The following is a 15,505-nucleotide window of genomic DNA, read 5'->3' as shown; positions in this document are numbered from 1 at the left end:
TATTACAAACATTTTGTTAGTATCTTGACATTCAACATTAACTCCGATACTATTAGCTTATATTCAAAATACTTAATATTAAGACATTATGAATGAATATGAGTTTGAGCATATACCTCATAGCATATACAGCTGATTCATAAGATGCTTGAACTATAAACGGGTGGTGTATTGGATGGGATTTCTAGACAAACTTTTAGGTAGAACAACCAATGAGGAGGAACAAACAATGTCCAAATTAAACATCGGAATTATTCTAGGCAGTACTCGCCAAGGTCGCTTGAGTCCACAAGTAGGTGAATGGGTTAAGAGCGTGGCTGATCAACGTGGTGACGCTAATTATGAAATCGTAGATATCGCAGACTTCAAGCTTCCACTCCTAGGTGAAGCTGATGCAACAGCACAAGCGACTGCATGGAACGAAAAGCTTGCTACCCTTGACGGCTTCGTATTCATCGTACAAGAATACAACCACAGTATTTCTGCATCCCTCAAGAATGCTCTTGATTATGCTCGTGAAGCATGGAACAACAAAGCAGCAGGTATCGTAAGCTATGGCTCTGTTGGTGGAGCTCGTGCAGCTGAGCATCTGCGCGGTATACTTGGCGAATTGTCCGTAGCGGACGTTCGTGTACACCCTGCGTTGTCGCTGTTCACAGATTTCGAGAACGGCAGTGAGTTCAAACCAGCGGATCTGCATCTTACTAACGTGAATGGCATGCTTGACCAAGTTATCGCTTGGAGCGGCGCACTCAAAACTTTACGTTAATTCGAGTTACACCATAACAGGAAGAAAGACGTGCCAGCTGGCACGTCTTTTTGCTGCTCTTTATTTTGACTGGAGTAAGCTCTGGAATGACCCATTACAAGCACATTTCGAATAGTCTTAACGAAGTTGACCGAAGAACTTTCGGATGTCGTTAACTAATAGATCAGGTGCTTCCATTGCCGCAAAATGACCACCGCGTTCGAACTCTGACCAATGCTCGACGTTATGTTCGCGTTCGACAATACTTCTGATCGAGATGTCTTTCGGAAAAACCGCAACACCGGTAGGAACCGCAGAGCGCTGAGCAGGCATGCCCCAGGATTTCGCCTCCTCTTTATAAATCCGTGCCGATGACCCTGCCGTACCGGTGAGCCAATACAATGTGACATTAGTTAGCAAGTGGTCGAGATCAACAGCATCCTCCGGAAGATTTGCTGTAGGATCTGTCCATTCCTTGAACTTCTCAACTATCCAAGCAAGCTGACCGATGGGCGAATCAGTCAGACCATAGGCCAGCGTCTGAGGTCGTGTAGATTGTATAATTGCATAACCCGCTGTCTCGTAGCTTTGTTCAGTCAGCTTATCGTAGCGTGCTTGCTCGATTTCAGTTAAACCAACCGATTCTGCGGGATCTCCGGACGGGAATGTTGTAAGCCCGTTTGCATGTACCCCGATGACACAGTCTGGCGCAATTCTTCCAAGCGCTGGAGAGACCAATGCTCCGGTGTCTCCTCCTTGTGCGCCGTAACGTTCATAACCTAATCGGCGCATCAGTTCTGCCCAGGCTCTGGCTACTCGACCAATGTTCCAACCTACCTCAGTTGTCGGTCCAGAGAAGCCGAAGCCGGGGAGCGAGGGTATAACGACATGGAAAGCATCTTCCGGGTTACCGCCATGTGCACGAGGATTGGTAAGCGGTCCTATAATGTTCATGAACTCTACGATTGAACCCGGCCAACCATGTGTGATGATCAGTGGCATTGCTCCAGGTTCTGGTGAACGCACATGCAGAAAGTGTATGTTCTGTCCGTCTATAGTGGTAGTGAATTGCGGGAATTTGTTAAGAGATTCCTCGTGTTTGCGCCAGTCATTTTTGGATCTCCAGTATTCAGCCAGCCCCTTAAGGTAATCAACGGGAATACCATAGTCCCAGCCTACACCGGCCAAAGCATCCGGCCAACGGGTGCGGGTTAAACGGTCTCGTAATTCATCAAGGTCAGCCTGCGGAACATCGATACGGAAAGGCTTAATCTCCGTGCTCTGATGGCCACTGCGATCACTTTGTTGTTCTAAATGAGACATTTTGGAAAACCTCCTCAAATTTCTTTGTATATTCTTGTGACAGATTAATGTGCTGCCTCTATGTAAACTCATAATAAACCAAGCTTGTTGACAACTGTGTGTCAACAATCGATATAAAGTTTAGATATCTCCACAGCACTTTTCCGTACCGCTTCAGCAATATGCGGAGGTTCAAGAATGAATAAATCCGTTCTAAATTGAAGTAAAAAGCCGATTAACCAGTCGTTATCCGGGTAACGGACGCGAACGATAAGCGAACCATCAGGTTGCCGTTCAATTTCATCCGAATCAAAATGATCCTCTGCAGGAACCTTAGCCGCTCCTGTAAATCTAAGCACCAGATCGACCATTTTGGAATCGCGCTGCGGACCCCCATTTTCATTCAACTCAGACAGCGTCACCATTCGGCGCTGGAACGTATCCTCAAGAATAAGTAGCTTCCGGATCCGAGAAAGCCTGAACATACGGTAATCATCTCGGTTTAAGCAATAACCGTGAAGATACCATGTGTAGCCTTTGAGCACCAATCCCATAGGTTCAATACAACGTTCTGTTTCTCCACCTTGTCTGTTGGTGTATGTAAATTGGATCAGCCTTTTATCACTAACGGCTCTATGCAGCGTGTCATACTTGTTGCGTTCTGATGGGCTGCTTTTCCAAGGATTTAAATCTATGAGGACCTGATCAGCATCAGCCATACGACCTTGTTCTGCCTTCGAGACCAATGCGCCAACTTTATCGAGCAGTCCGTCCAAATTTTGTTTGCTGAATGCCTGTGTAGATTGAAGGCCTTGCAACGCTGTAGAGAGGGCAATAAGCTCATCGATTGACAGCATTTGCCGATCCAATCGGAAGTTTTCCATAATTTCGAATCCGCCCTCCGCTCCCGTGTACGAAACAATAGGAATTCCTGCTAGATTCAATGATTCCAAATCGCGATAAATCGTACGCAACGAAACTTCCAGACGATCAGCCAATTCTTGGGCTTGTACGCGTTTGCGATTTAATAGAAGGATAGTAATAGCCATGAGTCTTTCAAGTTTCACTGTTGTCCCTCCATTCAAAACATATTGTTACAGATGCTTTAATTTCACGATGTCAAGTATCATCTTATATGATTAAGCCCTAGTTAATAAAAAAGTATAATAAAGCTGCTCTTGATTGACTTATTCCGTTATCCCGCTCATTACTTTAATAACAAAAGGCAACCGATCGGTATGACCGGCTGCCTTGGTGTCGTAATTGAGCTAACGTGTCCCGTTTGTTTAATTCAATGGTCCCAATTTTGCTGCAATAACATATTTATCATTAACTTCGACTGCAATAACTTCATGGGGGTCTTTTCCTTTGACTTCAAATAGTGCACTTCCGGCTGTCACTTCGTTTGAGTCTCCATTTTTCTTCGGCATTGGGGTTGTTTTTCTTTCAACCTTCCCAATCTCTTTGCCGATTTCATTAACCGGAACCTCCTCTTTAGAAAATCCATACAGGATGTTATTCCAAGCAATGGAACTTGGATAGCTACTAGATGAGTTTGACCCCTTATTGTCACTACAACCTGCTGCCAGAAATGACATTAACAAAATAATAGTTATCATCCTCATACATATCCCTCTTTAAAGAAAATTTTGGAAATCCCCTCCTTTATTAGAACGCTTAAGTGTATCTGATTTGTTGCAGTAAACTTTCCGGTAGTGCAGATGAAAAAGAAAACAGCTACCTGTCGTAAGTCCGGTGCCGTTGTGTTGCATTAAGCTATCATTCCTCGTCGTAGTACCCCTCTGATTCCCATATATGGTCCACCGATTTCCAAAGTACCGCCAATTCCATCACAGACTCTCCAAGGCTTTTCCACATCTTCAGGATTATATGGGAGAAGGTGAGTTATGAATTCATCCACGTGTTTTAATGATCTTGAATCTAGCGCATAACATAATAATTGAATATTATCCGATAATAAGTTATGTCCTAAGTAAGCCGTAACATCCATACCCATTTTCTTTCCCCCCATACTATTAATTAAATTCATGAATTCCGTGTGTAAGAAGGTATACTACACTTCTTCCTCCTCGAAATTCAATTTATTTTAACACATATTGGAACTATCCTGCCTGTTCGTATAAAGAAATGGAGCAGCCGCCGTAGCTAGATTACCATTTTTAATATTCAGGATTTATATGTGGAAGATCATTTCGTATACCTCAATGATACAATGTGATTGATGCCGATTTTCTTTGCCCGTTTAATCGGTATTTGCTTGCGTTTGTATTCTTCAAAACCTAATTTAGAATAGAGTTTCATGGCTGGAATATTGGTATCCGCGATTTCTTCAATCAAGTAAACCTCATAAGGTGTATGCTCAAGGATATGACGAATCATTTGCGAACCAACACCTTGCCCTCTGAATTCGGCAGCTGTTCCTACAAATTCGATGGAGCCCATACCAGGTGATGGATTAACAAAGGGAGATTCAAATTCTTTTTTAAGGAAAATACCAGCCATACTTCCTTTATAAAAGCCTAAATGTTTACGAAGCTCCTTTTTATCAAGTTTAACCGAGTGTGAAATTCCATCTGTGCAGGCAGCCATTCCGACAACTTGCCCCTTAGATACAGCCACATAAAATTGATCCAGTACGAACATATGGGCGAATGCTGCGGCGATCATTTTCGGATTCTTGGAGAAATATCCGAGCCATTGTGTGAAGCCCTCTGCGAATATTTCAGATATCCCTTGCCTTACATCAAACTCAGCTTGATCAGCTCTCACTACGGTAATCATGACATAATCACTCCCCTTCCTTAAATAGAAATGCTGTGAGCACAGAAGGTGACGGCATGGTAAAGTTACTCTTTAGCAGCACCTTCATCTCAGCCAAACCCTGAACCGCCGCGTAAAAGAAGACCGCCATCTCATGCGCATCACCCGAGCGGAATTCTCCAAGCTGCTGACCCTTGGAAATGAGTTGCGCCGTAGCATCAATCAGTCTGGCATTGACTTGGAGAATCTCTTCATTTTGTTTAGAGGCTGTGCCAGCACCTGTTAATAGTGATTGATTGATAAGAATCAGCAGATTGGCTAGTTCCTCTCCATTCACCAAGTCGGTGTAGACTTCGTCGACAAACTGTGCCATTAACTTTTTAGGGGATTGATTGGATTCAAAGATAGCAATATTACGTTTCAATCCTACAACTGCGTAGGCCACCAATTCTTGAAATAACTGATCCTTTGTTTTGTAATGTCGATACAGCAATCCAATACTTATGCCAGCTGTATCCGCAATATTTTGAACATTCGTCGAGCCGAATCCTTGATGAACAAACAATTGCATCGCAGCCGAATGTATTTTCTCCCTAGTGGCATTACGCATTTCTTCGAACTGTTCCTTTGTACGGGGCAAATGAAATCCTCCTTTATTATGAGTGAGGTTTTACTCATTATAAAATAATTAAATCAGATTAACAACCCTGCTTCATATATATTCAACTTTCTTACCTTTAATTATAATAAGAAATGGAGCAGCTGCCGTAGCAAACTGCTCCTTGTTTAATTTAATGACTCATCGTTGATGATACACATCTTTTTCACCGGCTGTCGCTAAGTTATATATCTCAAAACCGTTATAATTACGCCAGCGGCTGCAACTAATCCGATGCGCATGTTATAGGCTTTTCGCGTTTCAGCATCTGCTTTGACATACATAGCCAGCAATAGCAACATACCTGGAATGTATACGACAATCAATATAATGACTGCGGATTGGAAGCTCACATAATCATGATCGCCGGCCAAATAGCACAATATAAGAAAAACAAACGCAAAAATACCGGTATTCCACCATACGCCGCGAAGCAGCTGCTTATCCTCCAGCGCCCGGATCCGGTTCAGCATCCCATTCACTCCCCATGTCCGAATTTAATTGCTTATTGATATTCATCTCCGTTTCAACTCCTTACATAAGAAACGTCATTGCTTTTATAAAGTTGCGTTAATCTGCCTGTTGTTTTTGCACTATCGTCTCCCGATAGCGTAGCCCTCTGTTCAATACCGCACCGTCAAAATCAAAAACAATCAGTATTCCTATTACCGTAAAAGTTGCTTTTAAACCACACCTCATTCGTTGATCTTCTTCACAGCAACATTCAAGTTTTTGATTATATGGAGTTCGACATGTTATTCCGCATAGCACTCACCGTTCTGACAACCATAGATATAAGGATCTGCTGAGTCGGGGTATCTAATATCTCTTTTCTCAAAATCAGAAGGAGTCGTCGCTGCGAGCCTTTGCATAAGCAAATAGGCCATCTCATGACTCAAATCTATCTCCTTTGTCCCACCGATTGCGAAGCCAGATGGTCCTTGATAAGCGGTTAATATCCATTTACTGCCGTCGCTTCTTTGCGCTTGAATCACATAATTAAAGGCATCTTCGGAGTTTTCCGACTCTTGAACAGGATCACCGAACAACGCAATCAAACTCCCCCGATGTAACTTAAATCATCAATCTTGGAAAAAGTAACGTCGGTTATTTGGGAAGAAGATTCTTTCACCCCATTTTCAATTGATTCCAACTCACCGTTTAAAATGTACTTTCTTGTAATTTCTCCTGTTACTGGATCCACGTGATATCCAGCTTCAGGCTGATTATTGCTTCCTTTTCTTACTCCTCCTACCATGACGTCGCCTCTCTCGTCATATCCACTCACTTCAATAATAAGATCTTTATTATCTTGGCACCATGCCGAGCAATCTTCTTTCACCATCTGGATCACCACTTCGTCCGAGAGCGTTTTTTGCACCCTCGATGTACATGAAACAAGTAACAGTCCACATACCAGAGCGACGAGTAGCCTGATATTACGTTTCCACATAATGCACCCTCGATCCTATCCCAAAGCATTATTCTGATAACAGACAATATTCACCCATTATATTACCATAATTGTAACTATCCTACGTGCGAGCATAAATATAGAAATAGAGCAGCCGCCGTAGCAAACTGTTCACCCTCCTGTCCTACACAGATAAAGTTGTGCAAGCATGCCCGATAGCGAAACGACATTAGCGGTCTATTTAGAAATAGGATGGTAGGTTGTCCACCCCCTCAGTTTATCCAGAGGTGTTGCAATAGGTCACTGCCAGGTTCAGGTATTGCCTTACTATGCTTTATGCAAAACTCAAAATATAACCTTTTAATGGTCTCCAAGTCATTTAGCAATTCCTCATGAGATTTACATTCGGCTCTTATTCATGGAAGCTCGGCTATGTGAGCGAAAAAGTGATTTCCATTTTCAGAGTTGAATTTCTCGATTATCACCTTGTAGTTCAGTTTCAATATTCTAAATCCCTCTGCATCTCCGTGAAATAGCTCATTGAATTAACGGTTAGTGTCCCATTAGCTTAGTCCCTTTAGAAATTACTATTCCAAAATGGCAAAGCTTGAAATAATAAAATACAGCCCAAAAATAAGTACAGAAAACACTACAACATTAAATACGAGCACATTAACTGACCTTCGATTCTTATTAAAAACAACTGCTATAAAACTTGCAATTAGTGATAATATTGAAAAAGCAATGCTGAGTACAGTAGATAAAATCATCGATAAGAATGCAATGATTCCCAGAATATATGAAATTCGAATTATGCCCAAGTTTTCTCCCCTTTAACCATCCATGGGTACCTCACACCTAACCTCTAGAACATATCCTTATATTACAATATTTGGAAATATCCTGCCCGTTAGCTTTATATACAAATTGGAGCCGCCGCCATAGCAAACTGCTCCTTGTTTGTTCAACTATCGTATCCCGTTAGCTTAAGCCCATAAGCGTTTAATCCATCCTCTTTATCCATTACCTAGTCCCGAAATGAAACATTTTGGGAATTGAAACAGTCTAATATTAAAAGCGAGGAGGTATGGTCACAGTGGGCAAATATGTGTACGTAATGCTATTTTGCATCAGCATAGTTATCTCTGGCTGCAGCCAATACAAAGGTGAAGAATTCACAATTTCAGGAATAGTTACTTCTATCGATGAAAGGAAAGGTTATGTTTACATTGATGAAGGCACAGAAATCAAATATAAGGACTACAAAAAATTAAAAATTGGGCAATCAGTCAAATTTGTATTATACAGCCCATATGAAGATGATGTTTGGATTACTGAGAAGATAAAAGTAAAGTCAGTTGAAATCCAGAACACTCCTTAATCAATTATGAAACTTAAATAAACTATGCTTTCTTGGTCAACTATGTTGTGTTAAACTGCCCGTTAGCTCAATAAAGAAATGGAGCAGCTGCCGCAGCAAACTGCTCCTTGTTTGTTCAACTATCGTGTCTCGTTAGTTGAATGACTAAAGGTTTCCATTTGAGACTTCCGACAGCCAAATCTCAGTCATTTCAACAATTTTTTTAATATCTTTTGAGCGAAATTCACTCAATGGTGGATTCCAATAAAGAGTATCAGCGTCTACTAAAACAAGAATATACTCACCATTTGGATTGAACTCTGGGCGCCTACCAAGATCCAATATTCGTTAAACCTTTTGGAAAAAAGATGAATAAGGATAACGCTTATTTTGTATAATTTTGATAAATAACCTGTGATGACATTGCAGTTAATTCACAGATTGTGTACCCTTTGGTGATTAAATCGTGAATTATATACATACCAATGAAATATCCGCTTAAAGGATATTCGGTAGCATCATCACCACTCCACATAAAAAACTGACTCATTTTCTCTGCGGTCAAGGGTGTCCCAAATTCGTTTACAACCGCCTTTTCTAACGAATTTTTATTATTCATGAGTTCCATTGTTTTATTTATTGGCAATCCCATTACTTCCGCCACTATCTCAATAGTTAAGTCAAAATCACAACTACCATATCTGAAAGCGACAGGACAATAAGTGCCCAAACCTTCCGATATTACCCGTTCGGTGAAGTCAAACATATCTATGTTTTGTAAAATAGCACCGCGCACCATATGATTTAGTTCATGCGGAATTAATGACTCGACGTTTGATTCACTTATATTTCGGTCAATTCCAATGTAAGCATAGGGGTTTCCGTGATTAACCGGAAGCGCAACGCCTCCGTGCATACCTAGGTCAAGCCCAATGTATAAATCAAAATCGCCATGATAATTCAACAATTTAATGGTTTTATTCACTGTATTGACAATCTTATCAACAATACCGTTATTTATATTTTCTTTCGCTTTCGCAAGACAAGAATTAAAGTCACACTGTTCTATCATTGATTGCAAATTGCTAATATCAGTCATATAAAAATACTTAAAAATACCGTCATATAAATCTGGATATTTTTCAGTATAACACTTATAAGCGTTAAATTTGCCCTGATTTTTTGTCATGTTACACATCTCATTGTAGTTGTCAATCATTTTTATTATTCTCATCTAAACAACTCCCAAAATATAATTTTTAAATTTCCGAATAGACAGCATCGTAGTCATTTCATCCCTCAAAAGATTGGATATTTCACATTAAATATTCGTGGGAAAGAAATCCATTCCTTTTTTGGAATTGTGTTAAACTGCCCGTTAGCTCAATAAAGAAATGGAGCAGCTGCCGCAGCAAACTGCTCCTTGTTTGTTCAACTATCGTTCCTCGTTAGTTCAGCTAACTTTAGCTACTCTAAAAGGACAAATGTATTTTCAAGTCCCATCATATCTTTCAGGGTTTTACCCAGTGCATAATGATTCGGTTTATCTTTCTTAATAACACAAATAATATTACCCGCCTTACCTTGGGAGAGGCTGGTTAGTTGAAGATACTCTACGTTATCATAGATAAAAGACACCAAATAATCGTAATAGTCATCAGCCTTATCAATAACATTCAAACCAACATTATAAAGCCTAACTTTTGTCCCAATCCAAATCTTTTCATCATCACTTATGTTCCGTAGTGGGATCCAGCTAGCTCTCTCCATAATACACCTCCTAAAATTTGAGCTATAGTTCACCGATAGCTTAATAATTTTTAGCAATAACAAAAATTTCAACAATCTCATTTAGAATCACTTGTTGATCATCTTCTAAAATTAAGAGGGTATTGACAAGACTCAACGCCTTCCCCCTTACTACCCTTTGATTGTTAAGAATCAAGACTACATTCCGTTGTTCCCTAACTGCATAATTCACAAATCTGAGACGCTCTTCCATGTTATAAACACACCTTTTTTTTCTAATCAATAAAAATAAGAAGAAGCCCGTTACTTCAACGAACAATGGTACATAATTCGTATGGTCGGCTCGTAATGTCATGTTTAAATCTTATTCCCCGTTTAGCTCAACAGTTTATTATCGTCTACAAGGTTTCAATCACCCTTGTTTATGCGCACAAATTTCGCAAAATTCGCACTTTCCAGTAATGTCTTGGTTAAGCTCTAGTTCTCCGTTCGTATTATGAGCTGTGCCCTACGCTTACGGGCTTTGCCACTTCACTTCCACTCTTCCAATCCCGATTTGTCCATTGTCTGGCAACACTTCTATCTCTATCACTCCAGGCACTTCATGAATCTCCGTTACAATTGGTTCAGACGAACCGAGGAATAAGATGGTAAAGCAGAGCGTACCCGTAAGAACAAGGGCGAGAGCCAGAAATAATATCCACTTGGGCGACTTCGACACGCCTTTTATCATAAGCACCTCCTATAGTAGACTAATGCATATTTATAAAACTATCCCTCTTTATGTGTTGGTCTCTTATTAGTCAATACCACTGCTTTTCATTAACACGCGAAGATATCTGGGATAAATTGTATCATATAAAAACCATAAATCCATCTAATAGTTGCGCCAACCTGCCCGTCAGCTGAACAAAAGCAGCCGATCACATGGATCAGCTGCTTTCTTAACATTATTGTGCTATCGTTCCCAGTTAGCGTAACAATGAACTACTCTTCATTAGACTTTTTGTTTTGTCTGTAACGCATTATCGCCAGAGGTAAATTCGCTACTCCAAGGATGAAACAAGATACAATAGGTATTAATTGAGGTATGGTGGGATAATTCGGTTTTCCATCTCCTACAGGTCCTATTTTGGGTTGATGGGCATCCCACAAACTATATAAAAGCCCTACCATGGGTATCAAAATACAAATTACACTGGTAATAATATGAAACACATACTTATTCAATTATTCCCCCTCCATCCGATGTCACCTGAATACGTCTCCTAATTTATACGTTCCCTATAATTGGAAGTTTCGTTAACCTGCCCGTTAGTTGAGCGAAAGGCAGTCATGCCGCAGTCCTTCGGCATTAAACTATAGTTTCCCGTTAGCCATCCATGCCGCTCACGCGACACCACAGATTATGGAAGTAATTGCGTTCTTCCATGGGAGTTTAATAACCTAGACCAAGAAAACGTGTATTGATGTTATCGGTGTTCTATCGTCCCATTCTTTTTCAGGAACGAAATGTATACCCTGCTCATCTCGTGGTTTAAAACGCCACCACATTGTGTCCTCAAGAAATGCCTCATCTAGCTCATAATTGAGGCTTCCTTTTATATCAGTTAATATTGACCCTAATCCTATAAGATTTTTATACTTCCCTTGATAATTCCCCATAGAATAAATATTATAAAGACCCTCGGTTTCATTTAAAGTAAACCAAAAATCGTCACTTGTTATGGCTATTGTTTCATTCGGGTAATGCTTAATTGTGTACTCGAAATCTATATGTTTCATAAGTTCATCCAGTCGCCAGCCTATTTGATACTTGCCTATTCTCTTCCCTGGTATGATTTCCAGTTCATATAATGTACTCAACAATATCACCACACATTGGTTTGTCGTCCATTCTTGGAGGCAGACTTGATTCATTGATTTTACCATAATCTATATTCGCAGTAGAACATTTATCACTTCGCTATACTGCCCGTTAGTTGAGAAAACGGCAGCTCATCATAAGATAAGCTGCCGTCGTGTTGTATTGAATTATCGTACCCGTTAGCTTAATCCCGAAATCCCTCGGCAGCCCGAGGGGTGGTAGCCCCAATGCTTGAATATGGTGTTATCTGAATACGCCATCTAGGAAACACTAACATTTCTTTTACTTAATTTCTTAAATACCGAGTATTCCTTATTGGACTTAATAAAACTTAATATCTTTTCGGCACATTCTATTGGATTCATCTCTTCCGTATTTACTTCAAGGTCATATTCATCAAAGCAATATACTTTGCTAAACTGTGAAGCTGCTAGTCCAATCTTTCTATCTCCTCTTGTTTGCTCTCTTCTTATGAGTTCTTCTTTCGAGCATATTACACCTATAAATAACGTAGGCTGATCGAAAAATTGATCAAGAAACTCATTAAACCTCTTGTCATTGTCGATTACGGTATCTACTATTACATTAAAACCCATTTCTGATAACAATTTAATTGTCGAATAGTACACTGAGATTATGGAATCATCAAGTATTTGTGCGACAACTTGATCATCTACTTCTCTTATAGGTTCATCTGGAAATTTATTATTAATAAATTCATTGTAATTATTAAAAAAATCATCAATTGATAAATGATAAAAAAGAATCTCTTTCTGATTTATCAGTTCAGTCGATATGGAGGTCTTTCCGGAACTTGAAGTTCCATTTAGAAAAACTAATATCCCTTGCTTCAATTTAATCATCCCTTCAAAAAATAATCATTGCGTATCTTTCAGATAACGTTATGTTCACAATGTTCATAAAATTATCCAACTCAGAGAATATTCGAGAAACGATTGAATGCTGCCCGTTAGCATAATGAAGTCTACTACATGGCAGCCCTTTCGATGTTCACTATCGTTCCTCGTTAGCGTAATGGCCAACAAGACAGTATTTTCATTATTTTTGTATCCCGAGTCAAACCCGATTACATAATTTGAGCTTGTTTCTCCAATTGAAGAACTGTCTCATCGAAAGTTTTAATAGGATGATACCCCAATTCGTTTCTAATTTTATTGAAACTATACGCCATTCTTATGGGGTTTCCATCGGGGATGCTTATAGTTTTTTTCATAGAACGAGCAATACGCATAGTAAAATCATTTTCCGCATAATTGCCGTCCACAGCGTTGTAAATCTGGTTAACTGCCGCTGGATTCGTTGCTGCCAAAACACACATCTCCGCTAAGTTATCCGAGTGTACCCATGGTGTTAAATCCTCAGGATGAATCCAAGTTACATGTTCGACTGCTTTTATTTTTTCAATAAGCCTGTCGCCCCAATGAGAGTTATTTTCAGCACAAATAATGCCAGGACGCAAAACTACACATTTTAGTCCATTGTTTATTCCATCTTGCAAGATTCTCTCCGACTCACATTTCGTTGAAGTGTACACTTCAGAGTGACCGTATGCTAATTTACTTGTTTCATCGAGTTCTACATCACCTTCCAAGTGACCATAAACAGAAACAGTGGAGATATGCACGAAGCGTTCAACTCCTGCTGATATAGCTCCCTCAACCAGATTTCGAACCCCATGAATGTTCGATTCCTCAGCAATGTGTTTATCGTTACCGAGGTACGCTGCAGTGTGAATGACGATGTTCACATTTTTTAAGGCGTCAATGATTGCTTCTTTATCAATTAAGTCCCCTATTATAGGGGTAATACCGAGATTAGTACAAATGGAAATCTGCTCTTTATTACGAACCAATCCTTTGACCCTTGCCCCCTCTCTGATACACCTTTTGGCAATTCTGTCCCCAACAGTTCCTGAAACGCCTGTAACTAGAACAACTTTATCGTGAAGTTTCATTTACACTCTCCTTATTAACAATGCCATATGCATTATATTCCATAACATTATTTCGTTATCTTGTCTGTTAGCCACCCATGACTCTTACGGGTCGCCACAGGAAAATGAAAATTGAGGGTTGTTGACTACTGATCTGAATTAGTGGGCTAGCTTAATGACAGAAGGAGCAACTGCCGCGCCGGCAAATTGCTCCCTGGATCATTAAACAAAAGTGTTGATAGAGCTATCTCTACTCATGAAGCAATGCTCGAAGCACACGGTAACAAATTTTCTGTGACGGCGTCTGATCATGATTGGACAGAACGATCACGCCGAGCCTTTCGGAGGGAACCATGCACAGATACGCGCTGACGCCTTGATAACCACCTCCATGCTCGATGATTGTATATCCCTTTTCCACGCTCGTTCCCCACCCCAGCGCGTAGCCCTCGTAAGGATCAAACTTCCATACGGGTTCGAACATCTTCTCCATTAAAGTAGGGGACATGAACGGACGATTACTCATGTAGGCATTGAGATATCGGCCCAAATCCTTCGCGGTCGAATAAAGGAAGCCCATTGGCGCCGCTAAAGGGTTGATAGGGAATGGTGACGGCAAGATGCTATTGTCGCCCGCCTCGGAACTATAGTATCTAGCATGATCCTCGTCCTGCACGACAATCTCGGCATCCAATGTCGTCCGGTTCAGCTGGAGCCCTTGGAACATGGCCTCTTTCATATAGTCATCCCAAGATTTACGGCTGACTTTCTCAAAAAGATCGGCGGCCACAATATAAGCATCAGTGCAATAATTCCAGCTGTTTCCCGGCCGATCGGCCAAAGCTACCTTGCGAATAAACCTCGTAATGTCTTCACGGCTGCGAATCGCGCGGAGCAACGAATCCGGCATCCCAACCTGTCGGGTCAGTTGATCGTAAAAAGCAAGTTCGGCGGCATTTGGCGCGACAAGATCGCCAATGCTCAGATCGCCACCAAACCCGGCTGTATGCGATAACAGTTGCTTCACAGTAATCAAGCCGCTTACTTCCGGATCGGTCGTTCTGAAATAGGGAAGATAGTGAACAAGCGGATCGTCCATATCAAGACGGCCATCCTCCACTAAGCTTAGCAAAGCAGCCACCGTAAAACTTTTCGCGATGCTCATAACGCACACGATCGTATCCGCCGTAAAGCCCCTTTCAGCCGAGCCAAGCTGCGCATGGCCAAATCCTTTTTCATAAATAACATGACTGTCTTTCACGACGACAACAGCCCCGCCTACCAAGAAATCCTGAGGATTCAAACTGTTCTCAATTAGGTTTACTAGCGATGATGGCATGTATGACGAGCTCCTTTTAATCATGAAGGTATGCGGACAGCGGCGCTTCACAGCAGCAGCCCGAAAGGCGCGGGGAACCAACCGGTCGTGCCACATTAGACCGTGTAGACGAACTCCATCTGCAACAATTTAAACGTGGCGTGGTATTGAACCCCTTCCACTCGAACTATATTTTACCAATTATATATAATACGCAAATTAATTTGGTTTTGTTGCGCTAAACTGCCCGTTCGTATTATGAGATCAACCATTTCTTTCTGGTTGATCCTTTTTGCATTTGCTTCGAGGATTAGAGTAGCCGGGTCGAACGTACCTGCCCGTGGGACTTGATCC

The 15,505-nt window shown here is 40.9% G+C and carries 21 protein-coding genes; 3 read left to right on the top strand and 18 right to left on the bottom strand.

All coding sequences use genetic code 11. The annotated features are described in order from the left end of the window. The first annotated feature begins 229 nt into the window (after positions 1-229). Positions 230-769: an NADPH-dependent FMN reductase gene (locus AC6ESP_RS07745; protein WP_497096134.1), complete on the top strand. Its 540-nt coding sequence runs from the start codon at positions 230-232 to the stop codon at positions 767-769. A gap of 117 nt (positions 770-886) precedes the next feature. Here the strand turns inward: AC6ESP_RS07745 and AC6ESP_RS07740 are convergent, their stop codons facing one another. The 9 genes from AC6ESP_RS07740 to AC6ESP_RS07700 form a co-directional block, all read right to left on the bottom strand. Then, positions 887-2,071 carry an epoxide hydrolase family protein gene (locus AC6ESP_RS07740; protein WP_497096133.1) on the bottom strand — a complete coding sequence of 395 codons (1,185 nt, stop codon included), beginning with the start codon at positions 2,069-2,071 and terminating at the stop codon, positions 887-889. A gap of 101 nt (positions 2,072-2,172) precedes the next feature. Then, positions 2,173-3,117: a helix-turn-helix transcriptional regulator gene (locus AC6ESP_RS07735; protein WP_497096132.1), complete on the bottom strand. Its 945-nt coding sequence runs from the start codon at positions 3,115-3,117 to the stop codon at positions 2,173-2,175. A 219-nt stretch (positions 3,118-3,336) separates the two neighbouring features. Next, positions 3,337-3,675 (bottom strand): hypothetical protein, encoded by a 339-nt coding sequence (locus AC6ESP_RS07730; RefSeq protein ID WP_497096131.1) that lies wholly within the window; start codon positions 3,673-3,675, stop codon positions 3,337-3,339. A gap of 146 nt (positions 3,676-3,821) precedes the next feature. After that, the gene (locus AC6ESP_RS07725) at positions 3,822-4,100 is read right to left on the bottom strand and encodes a hypothetical protein (RefSeq protein ID WP_497096130.1); all 279 of its coding nucleotides are present in this window, start codon (positions 4,098-4,100) and stop codon (positions 3,822-3,824) included. Positions 4,101-4,258: 158 nt separating this feature from the next. Then, entirely contained in the window at positions 4,259-4,852 is a 594-nt protein-coding gene (locus AC6ESP_RS07720) for a GNAT family N-acetyltransferase (protein ID WP_497096129.1), read from the bottom strand. Between the two features lie 7 nt (positions 4,853-4,859). Then, positions 4,860-5,471, bottom strand: coding sequence for a TetR/AcrR family transcriptional regulator (locus tag AC6ESP_RS07715; RefSeq protein ID WP_497096128.1), 612 nt, complete (start codon positions 5,469-5,471; stop codon positions 4,860-4,862). A 197-nt stretch (positions 5,472-5,668) separates the two neighbouring features. Next, positions 5,669-5,962 (bottom strand): hypothetical protein, encoded by a 294-nt coding sequence (locus AC6ESP_RS07710; protein ID WP_497096127.1) that lies wholly within the window; start codon positions 5,960-5,962, stop codon positions 5,669-5,671. 282 nt (positions 5,963-6,244) lie between these two features. Then, on the bottom strand, positions 6,245-6,538 hold the full coding sequence (locus tag AC6ESP_RS07705) for a hypothetical protein (protein ID WP_497096126.1): 294 nt from the start codon (positions 6,536-6,538) through the stop codon (positions 6,245-6,247). 5 nt (positions 6,539-6,543) lie between these two features. Continuing rightward, positions 6,544-6,834, bottom strand: coding sequence for a hypothetical protein (locus AC6ESP_RS07700; RefSeq protein ID WP_497096125.1), 291 nt, complete (start codon positions 6,832-6,834; stop codon positions 6,544-6,546). Between the two features lie 666 nt (positions 6,835-7,500). On the opposite strand from AC6ESP_RS07700, the gene AC6ESP_RS07695 reads away from it, so the two are divergent. Further along, entirely contained in the window at positions 7,501-7,740 is a 240-nt protein-coding gene (locus AC6ESP_RS07695; RefSeq protein ID WP_497096124.1) for a hypothetical protein, read from the top strand. Positions 7,741-7,999: 259 nt separating this feature from the next. Continuing rightward, positions 8,000-8,284: a hypothetical protein gene (locus tag AC6ESP_RS07690; protein ID WP_497096123.1), complete on the top strand. Its 285-nt coding sequence runs from the start codon at positions 8,000-8,002 to the stop codon at positions 8,282-8,284. A gap of 364 nt (positions 8,285-8,648) precedes the next feature. Here AC6ESP_RS07690 and AC6ESP_RS07685 read toward each other — a convergent pair whose 3' ends face one another. The 9 genes from AC6ESP_RS07685 to AC6ESP_RS07645 all read right to left on the bottom strand — a co-directional run bounded on the left by AC6ESP_RS07685 (position 8,649) and on the right by AC6ESP_RS07645 (position 15,172). Further along, the gene (locus AC6ESP_RS07685) at positions 8,649-9,497 is read right to left on the bottom strand and encodes a DUF2268 domain-containing putative Zn-dependent protease (protein WP_497096122.1); all 849 of its coding nucleotides are present in this window, start codon (positions 9,495-9,497) and stop codon (positions 8,649-8,651) included. Positions 9,498-9,730: 233 nt separating this feature from the next. After that, positions 9,731-10,033: a hypothetical protein gene (locus tag AC6ESP_RS07680; RefSeq protein WP_497096121.1), complete on the bottom strand. Its 303-nt coding sequence runs from the start codon at positions 10,031-10,033 to the stop codon at positions 9,731-9,733. Between the two features lie 40 nt (positions 10,034-10,073). Continuing rightward, on the bottom strand, positions 10,074-10,265 hold the full coding sequence (locus AC6ESP_RS07675) for a hypothetical protein (RefSeq protein ID WP_497096120.1): 192 nt from the start codon (positions 10,263-10,265) through the stop codon (positions 10,074-10,076). 261 nt (positions 10,266-10,526) lie between these two features. Further along, complete coding sequence (locus AC6ESP_RS07670; RefSeq protein WP_497096119.1) at positions 10,527-10,745, bottom strand: hypothetical protein; 219 nt, start codon at positions 10,743-10,745, stop codon at positions 10,527-10,529. A gap of 254 nt (positions 10,746-10,999) precedes the next feature. Next, positions 11,000-11,242, bottom strand: coding sequence for a hypothetical protein (locus tag AC6ESP_RS07665; protein WP_497096118.1), 243 nt, complete (start codon positions 11,240-11,242; stop codon positions 11,000-11,002). Between the two features lie 216 nt (positions 11,243-11,458). Beyond that, positions 11,459-11,890, bottom strand: a complete 432-nt coding sequence (locus AC6ESP_RS07660; protein WP_497096117.1) for a hypothetical protein — start codon at positions 11,888-11,890, stop codon at positions 11,459-11,461. 249 nt (positions 11,891-12,139) lie between these two features. Beyond that, entirely contained in the window at positions 12,140-12,733 is a 594-nt protein-coding gene (locus AC6ESP_RS07655) for a chloramphenicol phosphotransferase CPT family protein (protein ID WP_497096315.1), read from the bottom strand. Between the two features lie 233 nt (positions 12,734-12,966). Continuing rightward, a complete protein-coding gene (locus AC6ESP_RS07650; protein ID WP_497096116.1) occupies positions 12,967-13,854 on the bottom strand; it encodes an NAD-dependent epimerase/dehydratase family protein in 888 nt (295 codons plus the stop codon). A 229-nt stretch (positions 13,855-14,083) separates the two neighbouring features. Further along, entirely contained in the window at positions 14,084-15,172 is a 1,089-nt protein-coding gene (locus tag AC6ESP_RS07645; protein WP_497096115.1) for a serine hydrolase domain-containing protein, read from the bottom strand. Positions 15,173-15,505 lie beyond the last annotated feature (333 nt).

Source organism: Paenibacillus xinjiangensis, from assembly GCF_059686975.1.
The sequence above is the reverse complement of the archived record's forward strand: the minus strand, read 5'-3'. Positions and strand labels throughout refer to the sequence as shown.

What these genes read in the sequence shown, in the direction of transcription:
- AC6ESP_RS07695 (WP_497096124.1), top strand. Translation starts at nt 7,501, where the DNA reads ATGGCAAAGCTTGAAATAATAAAATACAGCCCAAAAATAAGTACAGAA.
- AC6ESP_RS07720 (WP_497096129.1), bottom strand. Translation starts at nt 4,852, where the DNA reads ATGATTACCGTAGTGAGAGCTGATCAAGCTGAGTTTGATGTAAGGCAA.
- AC6ESP_RS07740 (WP_497096133.1), bottom strand. Translation starts at nt 2,071, where the DNA reads ATGTCTCATTTAGAACAACAAAGTGATCGCAGTGGCCATCAGAGCACG.
- AC6ESP_RS07645 (WP_497096115.1), bottom strand. Translation starts at nt 15,172, where the DNA reads ATGCCATCATCGCTAGTAAACCTAATTGAGAACAGTTTGAATCCTCAG.
- AC6ESP_RS07710 (WP_497096127.1), bottom strand. Translation starts at nt 5,962, where the DNA reads ATGCTGAACCGGATCCGGGCGCTGGAGGATAAGCAGCTGCTTCGCGGC.
- AC6ESP_RS07670 (WP_497096119.1), bottom strand. Translation starts at nt 10,745, where the DNA reads ATGATAAAAGGCGTGTCGAAGTCGCCCAAGTGGATATTATTTCTGGCT.
- AC6ESP_RS07685 (WP_497096122.1), bottom strand. Translation starts at nt 9,497, where the DNA reads ATGAGAATAATAAAAATGATTGACAACTACAATGAGATGTGTAACATG.
- AC6ESP_RS07745 (WP_497096134.1), top strand. Translation starts at nt 230, where the DNA reads ATGTCCAAATTAAACATCGGAATTATTCTAGGCAGTACTCGCCAAGGT.
- AC6ESP_RS07680 (WP_497096121.1), bottom strand. Translation starts at nt 10,033, where the DNA reads ATGGAGAGAGCTAGCTGGATCCCACTACGGAACATAAGTGATGATGAA.
- AC6ESP_RS07700 (WP_497096125.1), bottom strand. Translation starts at nt 6,834, where the DNA reads ATGGTGAAAGAAGATTGCTCGGCATGGTGCCAAGATAATAAAGATCTT.
- AC6ESP_RS07730 (WP_497096131.1), bottom strand. Translation starts at nt 3,675, where the DNA reads ATGAGGATGATAACTATTATTTTGTTAATGTCATTTCTGGCAGCAGGT.
- AC6ESP_RS07725 (WP_497096130.1), bottom strand. Translation starts at nt 4,100, where the DNA reads ATGAATTTAATTAATAGTATGGGGGGAAAGAAAATGGGTATGGATGTT.
- AC6ESP_RS07650 (WP_497096116.1), bottom strand. Translation starts at nt 13,854, where the DNA reads ATGAAACTTCACGATAAAGTTGTTCTAGTTACAGGCGTTTCAGGAACT.
- AC6ESP_RS07675 (WP_497096120.1), bottom strand. Translation starts at nt 10,265, where the DNA reads ATGGAAGAGCGTCTCAGATTTGTGAATTATGCAGTTAGGGAACAACGG.